This window comes from Xanthomonas cannabis pv. cannabis, from assembly GCF_000802365.1.
Classification (GTDB): Bacteria; Pseudomonadota; Gammaproteobacteria; order Xanthomonadales; family Xanthomonadaceae; genus Xanthomonas; species Xanthomonas cannabis.
This window is the reverse complement of sequence record NZ_JSZE01000005.1, coordinates 60,216-73,159: the sequence shown is the minus strand read 5'-3', so window position 1 is coordinate 73,159 and position 12,944 is coordinate 60,216. Positions and strand designations below refer to the sequence as shown.

General features: G+C 65.1%; 13 protein-coding genes. 2 read left to right on the top strand and 11 right to left on the bottom strand.

Features of this window, described 5'->3' with window-relative positions; all coding sequences use genetic code 11:
• Positions 1 to 444 precede the first annotated feature (444 nt).
• From OZ10_RS01445 to OZ10_RS01410, 8 genes are all read right to left on the bottom strand, one after another.
• Positions 445 to 1,107 (bottom strand): DUF3313 domain-containing protein, encoded by a 663-nt coding sequence (locus OZ10_RS01445; RefSeq protein WP_039404522.1) that lies wholly within the window; start codon positions 1,105 to 1,107, stop codon positions 445 to 447.
• A gap of 55 nt (positions 1,108 to 1,162) precedes the next feature.
• Positions 1,163 to 1,450 carry a hypothetical protein gene (locus OZ10_RS01440; RefSeq protein WP_236726789.1) on the bottom strand — a complete coding sequence of 96 codons (288 nt, stop codon included), beginning with the start codon at positions 1,448 to 1,450 and terminating at the stop codon, positions 1,163 to 1,165.
• Positions 1,451 to 1,548: 98 nt separating this feature from the next.
• The gene (locus OZ10_RS01435; protein ID WP_039404519.1) at positions 1,549 to 2,733 is read right to left on the bottom strand and encodes an ATP-binding protein; all 1,185 of its coding nucleotides are present in this window, start codon (positions 2,731 to 2,733) and stop codon (positions 1,549 to 1,551) included.
• Positions 2,730 to 3,395, bottom strand: coding sequence for a response regulator transcription factor (locus OZ10_RS01430; protein WP_039563736.1), 666 nt, complete (start codon positions 3,393 to 3,395; stop codon positions 2,730 to 2,732). The genes OZ10_RS01435 and OZ10_RS01430 overlap by 4 nt, the downstream gene beginning before the upstream one ends.
• 148 nt (positions 3,396 to 3,543) lie before the next feature.
• Positions 3,544 to 4,431: a TIGR01777 family oxidoreductase gene (locus tag OZ10_RS01425; protein ID WP_039404622.1), complete on the bottom strand. Its 888-nt coding sequence runs from the start codon at positions 4,429 to 4,431 to the stop codon at positions 3,544 to 3,546.
• A gap of 242 nt (positions 4,432 to 4,673) precedes the next feature.
• Positions 4,674 to 5,267: a DUF4142 domain-containing protein gene (locus tag OZ10_RS01420; RefSeq protein ID WP_039563735.1), complete on the bottom strand. Its 594-nt coding sequence runs from the start codon at positions 5,265 to 5,267 to the stop codon at positions 4,674 to 4,676.
• A gap of 77 nt (positions 5,268 to 5,344) precedes the next feature.
• The gene (locus OZ10_RS01415; RefSeq protein ID WP_039404512.1) at positions 5,345 to 5,611 is read right to left on the bottom strand and encodes a hypothetical protein; all 267 of its coding nucleotides are present in this window, start codon (positions 5,609 to 5,611) and stop codon (positions 5,345 to 5,347) included.
• A 53-nt stretch (positions 5,612 to 5,664) separates the two neighbouring features.
• Positions 5,665 to 5,946 (bottom strand): hypothetical protein, encoded by a 282-nt coding sequence (locus OZ10_RS01410; RefSeq protein ID WP_039404509.1) that lies wholly within the window; start codon positions 5,944 to 5,946, stop codon positions 5,665 to 5,667.
• Between the two features lie 645 nt (positions 5,947 to 6,591).
• Between OZ10_RS01410 and OZ10_RS01400 the strand changes: the two genes are divergently transcribed.
• Both OZ10_RS01400 and OZ10_RS01395 read left to right on the top strand, forming a co-directional pair.
• The gene (locus OZ10_RS01400) at positions 6,592 to 7,698 is read left to right on the top strand and encodes a DUF3182 family protein (RefSeq protein WP_039563734.1); all 1,107 of its coding nucleotides are present in this window, start codon (positions 6,592 to 6,594) and stop codon (positions 7,696 to 7,698) included.
• Complete coding sequence (locus OZ10_RS01395) at positions 7,698 to 8,561, top strand: alpha/beta hydrolase family protein (protein WP_039404502.1); 864 nt, start codon at positions 7,698 to 7,700, stop codon at positions 8,559 to 8,561. The genes OZ10_RS01400 and OZ10_RS01395 overlap by 1 nt, the downstream gene beginning before the upstream one ends.
• A 231-nt stretch (positions 8,562 to 8,792) precedes the next feature.
• Here OZ10_RS01395 and OZ10_RS01390 read toward each other — a convergent pair whose 3' ends face one another.
• From OZ10_RS01390 to OZ10_RS01380, 3 genes are all read right to left on the bottom strand, one after another.
• On the bottom strand, positions 8,793 to 9,593 hold the full coding sequence (locus OZ10_RS01390; protein ID WP_039404499.1) for a hypothetical protein: 801 nt from the start codon (positions 9,591 to 9,593) through the stop codon (positions 8,793 to 8,795).
• Between the two features lie 223 nt (positions 9,594 to 9,816).
• Positions 9,817 to 11,040 (bottom strand): RtcB family protein, encoded by a 1,224-nt coding sequence (locus tag OZ10_RS01385; RefSeq protein WP_039404496.1) that lies wholly within the window; start codon positions 11,038 to 11,040, stop codon positions 9,817 to 9,819.
• 54 nt (positions 11,041 to 11,094) lie between these two features.
• Positions 11,095 to 12,219, bottom strand: a complete 1,125-nt coding sequence (locus OZ10_RS01380; RefSeq protein ID WP_039563733.1) for a slipin family protein — start codon at positions 12,217 to 12,219, stop codon at positions 11,095 to 11,097.
• Positions 12,220 to 12,944: the final 725 nt, after the last annotated feature.

Below are 12,944 nucleotides of genomic sequence, written 5' to 3'. Positions count from 1 at the left end.
CTGGGCTGCAGCGCCGGCCTTTTTTGATACGTCAAAACCGCATGCGCTTGCGATGGCACCGCGCCGCGTCGCGCGTGGCCAGCTGACGGAGCAAGGGGCTGGGCAAGGGCAGGCGCGAGGTGCGATGTGCGCTCTGCGCGAGGCTTCGCTCGTACCCTCATCCGCCCCTTCGGGGCACCTTCTCCCGGTGGGAGAAGGGAGAGATCAGCGGGGCGGTGAGAGATCTGTTTCTGGGAACGGGTGTGGTGAAGGGGGCGGAACGATGCGCTGGGATATCACTTTGCATGAGGCTTCGCTCGTACCCTCATCCGCTCCTTCGGGGCACCTTCTCCCGGTGGGAGAAGGGAAGGCGCTGCAGACTCACAGGACGCGCGCAAGCCCGTTCAAGCACTACGTCCGCCTCCCGCTTCCCCATTCCCGATTCCCGATTCCCGATTCCCGAAACTATTCGATCCCCTCGAGCAACTGCTCGGCCCCCTTGCGAATCCCGGCCTTCGCTGCGCCGTAGGCGCCCAGGCTGGCCTTGATGTTCATCGCGCTGGGATACTGCTTCTCGACATAGGCGGCGAGCAGGCGGTCGCTTTGGGCGTCGAAGATCTCCAGCGCATAGCTGACCGAACCGGAAAATGCACCTTCCTTGCCGCGTGCGGCCTGCACCGCGTTGTAGGAGCCGCTGCCCAGGTCCACCTTCATGACGGTGCCCAGTACGCGCTTGCTGGGCTTGGCGCCGGTAAGGGTGAGGCGCACCCGCACGGTATCGCCATCGGCCACCGTGGTCGGGCGCCAACGCCGTGCAAGGGCGTAGCCGAATTGCTGCTGCATGTCATCGGCCAGCATGCGCTTGTCCTGTTCGGGCACCTCTTCGAACTGCGCATCTGGCCCGCGGTAGATGGCCACCGGCTCGACGATGGCCGCCCGGTAACGCGTCCAGTCCACGTTGCCGTGATAGGCGTACGGCATGCGGTCTCCGCGGCTGCCGTCGTGTGGGCGCAAATAACTGGACGACGGCAGTTGGCTGTACGGCAACGGGCGGGTGCTGGAGCAGCCGATCAGACTGATGCCGACAACGGCAAGCGTGCAGCAACGAGTGACGAAATGGACAGACATGACAAAGACCTGGATAGAGTGAGGACGGTGGAAGGGCCAGTGCGGGCAGCGAGGTTCAGTGCAGCAGCACGCGCGCCAGTGCCAATGCAAATGCAAGGCCTGCCGCGCCCAACAGCACGCTGCGTGTTACCCAACGTGGCAGTCGGCGGACGTGGCGCGCGCTGCGGATATCGGGCAAGGCGCACCAGATGTCGCGGTTACGTGTGCCGGTGCGGCCACAGCGACATGCCGGCGACGCGGCAACGTGACTGACCGTCATGCCGACGCTGTCGTTGGCTGCGGCGTGCGTGGCCCACGGCGACAGGGCGGCGATGGGCGAGGTGGAGCGGGTCGAGGAAGTCATCACCATGCAGCCTGATGCGTGTGGTGCGTGCACTCTAGGCGGCCAGGATTGGAAACTTATTGGAGGTGCCGGGCCGCAGTACCGTCCGCCCTGGGTGTTCACGCCGTTGTCGGCGCGCGGTCATCGGCGAACACCACGCGCACGCACAGGCCTCGCCCTTCGTTGCCTTCGCAGGTTTCGATGGTGGCTCCGTGCAGGCGGGCAATGCCCGCCACCAGCGACAGTCCGATTCCGCTGCCCTGCACCTCGCTGCCGGGCACGCGATAGAACCGCTCGAAGATGGACGCATGCGCCGCGTCCGGTACGCCGGGGCCGTCATCGCTGACCTGGACGAACGGGTGCAGTGCATCGGCGCGCAGGCAGTAGCCGCAACTCACTTCCACGGTGCCGCGAACGCGTCCGTAGCGGATGGCGTTGTCGACCAGGTTGCGGATCAGGATGCCCACTGCATCCACATCGCAACGCAGCAGGCAGGGTGCCGCTTCCACGTGCAGATTGAGCTGGCGTGCATCGGCCTGCACGCTGAATTCGTCTAGGACATGCGAGATCAATTCGCCCATCTCGACCTGTTGGTAGGCAGCCGAACTGATGCCGGCATCCAGCCGCGCCAGATCCAGCAATTGTTCGGCCAACCGATTGCTGCGGCGCGCGGTTTCCAGCAACTGGCGCAGGGCAGCGTCCTTGTCCTGCAGCGTGGGCGCGCGCAAGGCGACTTCGGCGTAGGCATGCAGCGCCGAGAGCGGAGTGCGCAGTTCATGCGCGGCGTCGGCGACAAAATTGCGCTCGGCCTGCACGGCCTGTTCCATCCGTGCCAGCAAGGTGTTGAACGCGGCGATCAGCGGACGGATCTCGTCGGGCACCCGGTCCAGCGGGACGGGGTCGGTGTCCAGCCCGGTGCGTTGCGCAATGGCGCAGGAGACGCTGCGCAACGGCGCCAGCGCGGTACGTACCGCCCACCACACCAGCACGCCGAGCACGCCCAGTTGCACGGTGTTGAGCACCATCGCGATCAGGGTCTGCTTGAAACTCATGCGCGAGGACGCATTGCCGATCGGCGTTTCAAGGTCTGCACCACTGGCCGGCGCTGACGGGCTGTCGAAGCGGTGCTGCAGCGCTTCGGGCAGGATGCCGACCAGGTGGTCGCCCAGCAGGTTGAGCTCCTGCTCGAACACGCTATGGTGACCCTCGGTGACCAGCGCCACCAGGATCCACAGCGAAGTGGACCAGCTCAGCAGGACGATTGCGGCCAGCGCCGCCAGCATGCGTGCCTGCAGGGACTTCATTCGGGGGACTTGCCGACCATGTACCCCTGGCCGTAAACGGTGGCGATGAGCTCTTCGCCCAGCTTGCGGCGCAACTGATGCACATATACCGCGATCATGTTGCTGCCGCCGTCGGACGGGCCGCCATACACGCCTTCTTCCAGCTGATCCTTGGTGACCACGCGCCCGGCACGTTCCATCAAGGCCAGCAGCAGTCGATATTCGTGCGCGCTCAGCGCCACCCATTTGCCGGCCCTGGTGACCTTGCGGCTGCTCGGGTCCACGCAGACATCGCCCTGGCTGAGCAGCGGCACCACGCGGCCCTGGCTGCGCCGGGTGACCGCGCGCAACCGCGCCATCAGCTCATCGAACTGAAAGGGTTTGACCAGGTAATCGTCGGCGCCGGCGTCCAGGCCGCGGATGCGGTCGGTGAGCTGGCCACGTGCGGTCAACGCGATCACCGGGGTCGGGTCGTAATGGCTGCGCATGAAGCGGAGTACCGCCAGCCCCGACTCGCCGGGCAGGCCGATATCCAGCAGGACAGCGGTGTAGCGATGGTCCACCAGCGCCGCCCTGGCGGTGGCGGCGTTGCCCACGTGGTCGATGGTCCAGCTGTGCTGGCGCATGCCGTCGCAGATGGCGTTGGCCAACAGGGGGGCGTCTTCGACAAGCAGCAGGTGCATCAGGGTTCCGCCGGGCGCCGGGCCATTCCAAGATCCGCAGCACTGTCGGAGATGCGCGTTAGGCAAATATTAGTGCATGCGCAAACCGGCCCGGCAGGCGAACCGAGGGGCGGCCGGGATGCGCAGGCGAGTTGCCTGCGCGGCCGGTTCAGCGCTGCAGAATCGCGCGCAGGGCCGGCTCCAGCCGCTCGTGGCGGAAGCCGAACCCGGCATCGAGCGCACGCTGCGGCAGCACGCGCTGGCTGATCAGCAGCAGGTCGGCCATTTCGCCAAAGCCCAATCGCAGCAGCCCGGCCGGCAGCGCCAGCAAGGCCGGGCGGTGCAGGACCTTGGCCAGGGTGCGGGCGAATTCCGCATTGGTCACCGGGTTGGGGGCGGTGGCGTTGTAGGCGCCGGGCTGCCCGTGTTGCAGCAGCCATACCAGCAGCGCGACCATGTCGGCGCGGTGGATCCAGCTCATCCAGTGCCGCCCATCGCCGAACGGCCCGCCGCCACCCAGCTGGAACGCCGGCAGCATGCGTGCCAGTGCGCCGCCGTCGCGGTCCAGCACGATGCCGGTGCGGACCCAGCTTACGCGTGGGCCAAGCGCGCCGATGCGGGCGGCGGCGGCCTCCCAGTCGCGGCAGAGTACGGCCGAAAAATCCTCGCCGGCGCCGTCCGCTTCGGTCAGCGCCGCATCGCCGCGCTCGCCGTAATAGCCCACCGCCGAACCGGACACCACCACTGCCGGGCGCTGCTGCGCCGGCTGCTGCGCAATCCAGTCGTGCAACCGGTCAGTGGTGCCCAGCCGCGACTCACGAAAGCGCTGCTTGCGTGCATCGCTCCAGCGGCCGGCCGCCAGCGGCTCACCGGCCAGGTTGATGACGGCCTCGGCCTGTATGCCGTCCAGCGTCTCCACGGCGGTGATGCCGGGCAGGCTGCGGCTGGCGCGGCCGGTATTGCGGGTCAGGACGCAGACCTGATGGCCGGCCTGCACCAAGGCCGGGCACAAGGCCTGGCCGATGAAGCCGGTACCGCCGGTGATGAGCACGCGCATGAGAAGTTCCTGGCCGGAGGGATGCGGCACCATAGGCCAGTGCGGGCTGAAGCGCAGTGAAGCCGATGCCGATGTCGCTGCCGACGCAGCGATACGGCCAGCGGCCGGTGGTGCGTGGCGTCAGGCGTGGCGTCAGGCGCGCCGGGCCGGCGCCGTAATGCGGCACCGGGTAGCCGCCTCATCCCCAAACGCAGACGCGCCGGACAGGCCGGCGCGTTTGCAAGGTGCTGCATGCAGCGTGCTTATTTCGACGACGACACTGCATGGGCGCGTTCGAAGTGTGCCGACACCACACGGCGGGTTTCTTCCAGGTGTTGCTTGACCGGTGCGCTTTCGGCGGCGGGCAACAGCTCCGAATCCAGAATCTTGATGGTGTCGCCATGGTCGATGACCATGTTGCGCATGAAGGCATTGCGGTACGCATCCTTGCCATCGGGCAGCGTCAACGTCTTTTCCAGCGCCTCCACTGCGGCCTTGCCCTTGGCGCGCACCGCATCGGCGCGCGGGCCGTCCTTTGCGCCCAGGGCCTTGGTCTTCTCGAGATTGGCCTGGTGGTCGTGCAGCATCTGCTCGGCAAACGGGCCGGTGGAGCCGCCCAGGTCCTGCCCGATGGCCTGCTTGGCCAGCGCAATCTCGTTTTCGTCAATGGCCGCCAGCACGCCCAGCACTGCACCATCGCCCTTGGCCAGCTCGGTCGCTCCGCTGCCGCTGACCGGCGCCGCAGTCGGTTCCGGCGACACCGCCGGTGCAGTGCGCGAGGCGTCGCCACCTGGGCGATCGCAGGCAGTGAGAGTCAGCATGGCAAGCAGCGAAGCGGCAGCGAGAGTGGATTTCATGGAGGTCCTGAGGTAAGTCGGCACTGGCCGACGATGAAATGCAAAGGAGCCGCTAGGCGGCTCCGGCGATGCGTTGGTCAGGCCCACTGCGGCTGGGCGACCGGGGCGATGCCCATGGGTCTGACTGGCGCGCGAACCGCGTCCTGCGCCGTACGGCACATGCGTGCCATGCGCGCAGTGCGCTCACGAATCATGGCGTGCTCGCTGGCAGGTGCGCTGCCGAGCAGGCTGGCCACATGGAAGCCAAGGATTTCCTCCGCGCGGTCGCCCTGGTCGCTGATGATGTGCGGCACCAACCGCTCCAATCGTTCCAGCTCCTGCTGCACTTGATACGGGGTTTTCATGACGATCTCCAATGAATAACGGGTCTTGCTTAACGCCGGCGTCACTGGCGTGCTCAACTATTGCGCGTGCCCAGACGTTGCCAGCAGTCGGTCGCTAACTGTTCGTAGTTGGACTGGGTGCTGGATGAAATGAAGTGATGCTCAAGGCGATCGCGAAACAGGCGCAGACGTTCCTGATCGCTAGAACGCGGCGCCTGCAGGTAGATGTCGCAGGCCATTTTCACCACCGGGGACAATTCGCTGAACTTGCCGCTACCCAGGTTCCCCTGGGCGTGCCGCGCCTGCCAATGCGCGATTTCGGCCTGTACATCGATGACGGATGGGTCTCTGCTCATGGCTTGGGGCGTTCCGGATTAAACAAACTTGACCTGCAGAGTAACTGCGGGTATGTCAACGAATGATCATCGAACGCGACAATAGTGCGTTAGCGGGAACACCAACGCTTAACTGCTCAGGCTGCGTCGGTGTTTCTACACACTGTGCATGCACCCTCGTTCGCGTTGTGGATGTTGATCGGCGTGATCGACTCTGTTCGATGGACGAACACCTCTAACCTGCAGCGCAACGCAGCACGACGTTGCGATTCTCACCGTCGCACGGCACGGCGTGGCGCCCAGATTCACGCAATCGCCTGCGTGCGGTGCCGCATTTCACGGAAGATTCTGAACCGCTCCACACCTGTGTAACGTCTGATCATTAAGGTAGGCATCGACGTATAGGAGAGAGTACTCAGGATGCAGGACAGCGAAAGCAGTCATCGTAAGCCGCACCATGCCAGCGGAACACCGGAAGCACGCGTGTGGTGGCACGCCCTGCTGGAGCTGCGCGGGGGCCGGGTGGCCATCAGCCTGATCGTGGTGGTGTTGATCGTGGTGGGTTTGTATCTCGCCATGAAATAGGCCTGGTTTCAGCGTTTGCAGCGGTGCGTCCCGGCACGCAGCTGGAGGCGTCTGGATGTGGCACGAGCACGGGGACAGCAGATGGCGGAGCCACGGTACTTGCAGGTGCTCGGGCATACCATGCGTGCCGTGGTCGAGCATGGCCACGAACGTGCCACGCATGCCTGGGTGTGCAGCGAACTTGCGCGCCTGCTGGGCGCACATGATGCAGGCCTGGACACTGCGATGGCTTCCGCCGCAGGTGACCAACATGCTGCGTTGCATGTGCCCGACGACACGCTGACCACCGAGCAGGCCCGTGCGCTTGGCATCGATGGTCGTCACGGCCTGCTGGGCGGCATCGTGCCGCATGCATTTGTGGCCACCAAGGTGATCGGTCACCCCTTGATCGACCCTGCGGCGATGCGTATCACCGGCTGGAATCAGGCATTGGCGCTCGCCCTGATCCCGACCACCTTGCCCGGCTACACGGTGTTCTCGCGGGACGATGCCTTGCAGGCGTTGGACCGATTGCTGCCTGATGGTCAGGTGCGCCTGAAGCTGCCCACCGGCGTCGGCGGCAACGGGCAGTGGCGCATCGCCGATGCGGCCGCGCTGGCACTCGTACTCGACGGGTTGCCCGAACACTATCTGCAAACCCATGGCGCAGTGCTGGAGCGCAATATCCTGCAGCCGCTGACCCACAGCGTGGGTGAGCTATGCGTGGCCGGTGTGCAGATCGCGTACTACGGAACGCAATGCAGCGTGCGCAATGCCGAGGGCGAGGATGTCTATGGCGGCTCGTCGTTGCGCGTCCATCGCGGATCGCTGGAGGCACTGTTGGGCACCGGGCTGCCGCCGCTGCAGCGCCGCGTGGTGGAACAGGCGTGCCGGTACGATCGCAGCGTTGCCGCTGCATTTGCAGACCTGCAGGTGTCCCGGCGCAATTACGATGTGGTCAGCGGTGAAGACCCGCACGCGGGCGCGGTGTGCGGCGTCCTCGAGCAGTCCTGGCGGATCGGTGGCGCCACCCCGGCCGAACTTGCGGCCATCGCCTGTTTTCAGCAACATCCGGGGCTGCACTGGGTGCGGGCATCCACCCACGAGATCTATGAAGGCGAGCCGCCGGCCGACGCACAGGTGTACTACCGTGCAAGCCGCCCCGGCGCAGGCCCGCGCTACAAATACCGGAGGGTTTCAACCGACTGATGGAAGCCAAACTTTCCAGTATCGACATCGCAGTCGATCACGACGCACTCAGCGGCACCTTGCTCACGCCCACCGGCATTCCGGCGGTGCTGTTCGTCCACGGCTGGGGCGGAAGTCAGCACCACAGCCTGGTGCGCGCGCGCGAGGCGGTAGGTCTGGGCTGCATCTGCATGACCTTCGATTTGCGTGGGCATGAAGGCCATGCGTCGATGCGGCAGACCGTCACCCGTGCGCAAAACCTGCGCGACATCATTGCCGCCTACGACCAGTTGGCAGGCCTGCCGTACGTGGATCCGCAGTCGATTGCGGTGGTGGGCCTGAGCTACGGTGGTTATCTGTCCGCCCTGCTGACACGCGAGCGCCCGGTGGAGTGGTTGGCACTACGTTCGCCTGCGCTCTACAAGGATGCGCAGTGGGACCAACCCAAGGTCAGCCTCAATGCCGATCCGGATCTGATGGCTTACCGGCATCGCACGCTGACGCCCGACGACAACATTGCGTTGGCGGCATGCGCTGCGTACACCGGCGATGTCCTGCTGGTCGAAGCCGAGCACGATGTCATCGTGCCGCAACCGGTGCTGCGCAATTACGCAAATGCCTTTGGCAAGGCGCGCTCATTGACCTCGCGGGTGATCGCCGGAGCCGACCACGCCCTGAGCGTCAAGGAGCATCAGCAGCGCTACACGCGCGCATTGATCGACTGGTTGACCGAAATGGTGGTGGGTCGCCGGATTGCGCTGGCCCGCGAAGTGGTGGCAGCGCGCAAGCAACTGATCAAGCAGCAGGAAGAGGCGCCATCGGCAGGCGCCGACGCTGCGGTGTTCCGCGGCGACATCCGCGCGGTGGAGAAGACGTCCGGTTAGTCGATCGCGGACCTGTTCGCCAGCGTTTGGCGGCACCGTTGCGCTGGATGGAGCGCCACTGACGAAGGCGTCATGCCGGGTGAGCGTTGCGATCTGCTTGCAGCGTGGTTGTCTCGATTACTCCAGCGCCACCACAAACCTCCGACAAACGAACGGGCCCGTGGGGCCCGTTCGTTTTTTGCATCATGCAATTGACGCGATGGACGCGACAGCTTGCATCCCATGAAGCCGTTACACCCGTGGGTCGGTCGGGTTACGACGCGCAGCGTCACCGTGATGATCCGAATCGAACGCTTCCCGCACGGCGTGCTTGGCCTTTTCCCAGTTCAGACGCGAACCTGCCTTGAAACGGTCCCAGCCATCGCCCAGATCGCGTTCCAGATGGTCGTCCCACTGGCGGCCAGCGTGCTGCTGGCGCGCCTGCATGCCGTACCGGTAGGCCGGGCGATAATCGTCATACGAATACTCGGCATCACGGTAGCTGGCACTATCGAAGCGACCGGCGTAGTGGGTATCGCCGTCGCGATACACGGTGTGGGTACGGTCGGCGCGGTCCCAGGCATCACGCGCAGCGAGGCGGGCATCGTCCCACTCCAGGCGCGATTCACCACGGTTGCGCGGCCATTCGCCGGCCAACGTGGCTTCGGTTTCTTCCCAGGTGCTGGTCGGACGCGTTTCGCGCGCCTGCAGGCCAAACCCGTACACGGTGGCGTAGTCGCGGTCGTAGTCAGTGCCTTCCTTGTAGTAAGGACGGTTCCGGTGCTCCTGGCGCCAATATTCGGTTTCCACGGTAGGGTCGAGGCGTTCGGCCACACCCTTGCCTGCCGCCGCGCCGGCAACCACGCCGGCCGCTGCGCCGATCAAGGTGCCCAACGGACCGAACACCGTGCCTGCCAGCGCGCCCGCCGCCGCACCGCCGGCGATGCCGCCCACGCCCACACCCACCGGGTGCGAACCGGGTGCGCCGGAGATCGGGTCGCGGTTCAGATCCTTTGCTTCTTCCTTGCGTTCCTGCTTGTCGAGATTGCTCATGCCGCCTCCGGTTGCCTGATAATGGATGCGCCCTGCAACGCAGGCCGCGAATGTGGCGCAACGATGGCGTCGCGGGAGTGAAACGCGTGTGCTTGGATGTGAGTGCGATCGCGACATGACTGAACTGTGCAGTCGCACTGGGGATGAGGTCGCTGACGGGTGTTGCATGCTTCTTGCAGAACACGCTTCTTACAGAAGAGGGGCCGCTGCTGCGGCCCTTGCTTTACCCCTTGATGCACACTACCTGGCGCAACGTGTGCAGTACTTCGACCAGATCCTGCTGTGCTGCCATTACTGCCTCGATCGACTTGTAGGCGGCCGGCGACTCATCGATGACGGCGGCGTCCTTGCGGCATTCCACATGCGCCGTTGCCTGGCGATGCTGGGCGAGGGTGATCTGCGCACGTGCGGCCGTCCTGCTCATCACGCGGCCTGCGCCGTGGCTGCAGCTGTGAAAACTCTCTGCGTTACCCAGCCCGCGCACGATGTAGCTGCGCGTGCCCATGCTGCCCGGAATGATGCCCAGCTCGCCGGCGCGTGCGCTCACTGCGCCCTTGCGGGTGATCAACAGCTCCTCGCCGGCGTGCGTCTCCTTCTGCACGTAGTTGTGGTGGCAATTGACCGCGAGCTTTTCCAGCTGGAATTTGGGCAAGCGGTGACGCATCTCGGCCAGCACGCGCGCCATCATCGCCTCGCGATTTTCGCGGGCGTAATCCTGCGCCCACGACACCGCTTCGACGTACTCGTCGAACAAGGGCTCGCCCTGCATGAAGAAGGCCAGGTCCTTGTCGGGCAGATGAAAGCCCAGCACACGGTGCGCCAGTTGCTCACGTGCGCGCTCGATGAAGTAGCTGCCGATCAGGTTACCGGTGCCGCGCGAGCCGCTGTGCAGCATCACCCAGACCGCATCGGTTTCGTCCAGGCACAGTTCGATGAAGTGATTGCCGCCGCCCAGCGTGCCGATCTGGCATTCCAGCTTGTCGGTGCGGATGCGCCTGTGCTGCTGTTTGATCGCGTCGAGACGTTGCACCAACCCCGACCGCGCGATGCGGGTTTCGACGCTGTCGGGCAGCATGCGGTGTTCGCCGCCGCGACCGTTGCCCACCGGCACGCTGCGCTCGATGCTGGAGCGCAACTGCGCCAGATTGTCCGGCAGATCACTGGCACGCAGCGTGGTACGCACGGCGGCCATGCCGCAGCCGATGTCCACGCCCACCGCTGCCGGGATGATGGCGCCACGGGTCGGGATCACCGAGCCCACGGTTGCGCCCTTGCCCAGATGCACGTCGGGCATCACCGCCACCCAGGGGCCGACGAACGGCACCGCGGCGATGTTGCGCAACTGTGCATGCGCCTGCGCTTCCAGCGGCACGCCGCGCACCCAGCCCTTGATCGGTGTGGTGCTGCCTTCGGCATGCAGTAATTCAAAATGTTGTGAGGTACTCATTGTCGTCATTCCCTTGCGGCAGTGCATGGCAGATCCTTCTGCCACGCGCAGCCTTCATTGCCTGATCGTCACCAATTGCTTCAGCACGCCATCCAGGCCGCTGAACACGGTGAGCTTGTCGATCTTTTCGGTGACCTTTTCCAGCGCCTCCAGTTCCTTCAAACGCATCAGCACCGGGCTGTCTTCGATCAGCTTGGCGGTGTTGAGCAACGAACGCGTGGCGTTGGCCTCTTCGCGCCGGCGGATGACGTTGGCCTGCGCCTGCTTCTCCGCCTGCACGACCGCATTGAGGATCTCGCGCATTTCGCCCGGCAGGATCACGTCCTTGACGCCGACGCCCAGCACCTCGATACCGAAGCCGCTCATGCTGCCACGCACATAACCGAAGATATCCGCATCCAGGCAGGCCTTGTCGCCCAGCAACTCGTCCAGCGTCTTGGCCGATACCGCACGGCGCAAGCCGTATTGCAACTCGCGGTACAGATAATCGCCCGCCTTGGCCACGCGCGTGCGCATCGCCACGGCATCGGTGACGCGCATGCTGGCGGCCAGGTTGACCCGCAACGACACCTTGTCGCGCGTCAACAGCTCCTGCCCGGAGACCTCGACCGACTGCACGCGCAGATCGATCACCTCGGTGGCGATGTTCTTCTGGAAATTCCAGAACGCGTATGCCCCCGGTCCGAATGGCGCGACCAGCTTGCCGTCCACAAACACCAGCCCTTGCGACTCGGCGGGCACGTCCATGCACACTGCCACCCGCGACAGCGTGCCGAGCTGACGCATCCTGTGCTGCACATCGGTAGGCACCTGCAGCCCATCGCCCAGCGGCAGGGTCTGCACTTCGATCGCTGCCGGGCCACGCCAGTACAGCGCGCGCGTGCCCGGTGGCAGCACCTCCTCAAGCTTGCCGTTGCGGATCAGCAGGCCGACCTGCGCGGTCCCGATATCGGCCAGCACGAAGTGCTGCGGCAGGGTGCTGCCGAGCGTGTCGATCAGCATCTCCGCGTCGCGGCCGACATAGGCGCCCTGGCTGATGGCGTGGACGATGACCTCGCTGCGACCCAGTGGGTCGAACAGGCGATAGACACCGGGGACGAGCACGCGCTCGAACCGACGGTTGCGATACACCAGGCCGCGCTCGCCGTCACCGATCACGACCCTCTTGGTCCAGAACATGGCACTACTCCTTTTACATTTGGCTCTGGTGGTCCGATCCGGGGGGGATATAGCCGTCGCGCCGCCCAGATCGGACTGCTGGCGAGACGTGTGCCGATGCAACGCGGCGTTGAAAGGTGGAAACGCCGGTGACGGCGGCCGTGCGGGGCGCGATGCGCTATTGGCGCCTGCATGCGCGTTGCGGGCGCTGTGCGATGTAGTGCGCAGCGGTTGCGAACGGTGCAGCGTGCGCGTTCAGGGCGAGGGCCCGGCAATGGCGCCGCTGCTGCAGGCAGTCAGACGATGGGTTGCCTGTGTGCCTGCGGCATGGGCGTTTCCGTAAAGGGACTTGCGTCCCGAGAGATGACCGAGAAGGTCATGCATGGAGCGGGATTCGAACCCGCGACAGACAGATTAGAAATCTGTTGCTCTACCCAACTGAGCTATCCAGTGGTGAGTATTCCGGAATCGAACCAGGCCTGCGGATTACGCCGCCGCTCCACCAGGAGCCGATACCCATAACGAGAAACATTGAGGAAGCGTTCGGTATACGCCACGGCATCGCCGCGCGCACCAGCTGGAATAAACTCCAGGCCGCTGAATCTCTTCCGCAGTGTTTCTGATCACCGTTTTATTCAAACGGTAATCTTGTATGTGCATGACCACGCGCGACCCGTGCCCGGCACCTGGGCACAGCGCTTTCGCGCCTGACCGCATGCAACGTCCATGTTGTCGGGCAATCCATG

Excerpts from the sequence above, each read along its gene's own strand:
- OZ10_RS01415 (WP_039404512.1), bottom strand. The coding sequence starts at position 5,611 with ATGAAAACCCCGTATCAAGTGCAGCAGGAGCTGGAACGATTGGAGCGG.
- OZ10_RS01395 (WP_039404502.1), top strand. The coding sequence starts at position 7,698 with ATGGAAGCCAAACTTTCCAGTATCGACATCGCAGTCGATCACGACGCA.
- OZ10_RS01440 (WP_236726789.1), bottom strand. The coding sequence starts at position 1,450 with ATGACTTCCTCGACCCGCTCCACCTCGCCCATCGCCGCCCTGTCGCCG.
- OZ10_RS01390 (WP_039404499.1), bottom strand. The coding sequence starts at position 9,593 with ATGAGCAATCTCGACAAGCAGGAACGCAAGGAAGAAGCAAAGGATCTG.
- OZ10_RS01430 (WP_039563736.1), bottom strand. The coding sequence starts at position 3,395 with ATGCACCTGCTGCTTGTCGAAGACGCCCCCCTGTTGGCCAACGCCATC.
- OZ10_RS01420 (WP_039563735.1), bottom strand. The coding sequence starts at position 5,267 with ATGAAATCCACTCTCGCTGCCGCTTCGCTGCTTGCCATGCTGACTCTC.
- OZ10_RS01435 (WP_039404519.1), bottom strand. The coding sequence starts at position 2,733 with ATGAAGTCCCTGCAGGCACGCATGCTGGCGGCGCTGGCCGCAATCGTC.
- OZ10_RS01425 (WP_039404622.1), bottom strand. The coding sequence starts at position 4,431 with ATGCGCGTGCTCATCACCGGCGGTACCGGCTTCATCGGCCAGGCCTTG.
- OZ10_RS01410 (WP_039404509.1), bottom strand. The coding sequence starts at position 5,946 with ATGAGCAGAGACCCATCCGTCATCGATGTACAGGCCGAAATCGCGCAT.
- OZ10_RS01445 (WP_039404522.1), bottom strand. The coding sequence starts at position 1,107 with ATGTCTGTCCATTTCGTCACTCGTTGCTGCACGCTTGCCGTTGTCGGC.
- OZ10_RS01385 (WP_039404496.1), bottom strand. The coding sequence starts at position 11,040 with ATGAGTACCTCACAACATTTTGAATTACTGCATGCCGAAGGCAGCACC.
- OZ10_RS01380 (WP_039563733.1), bottom strand. The coding sequence starts at position 12,219 with ATGTTCTGGACCAAGAGGGTCGTGATCGGTGACGGCGAGCGCGGCCTG.
- OZ10_RS01400 (WP_039563734.1), top strand. The coding sequence starts at position 6,592 with ATGGCGGAGCCACGGTACTTGCAGGTGCTCGGGCATACCATGCGTGCC.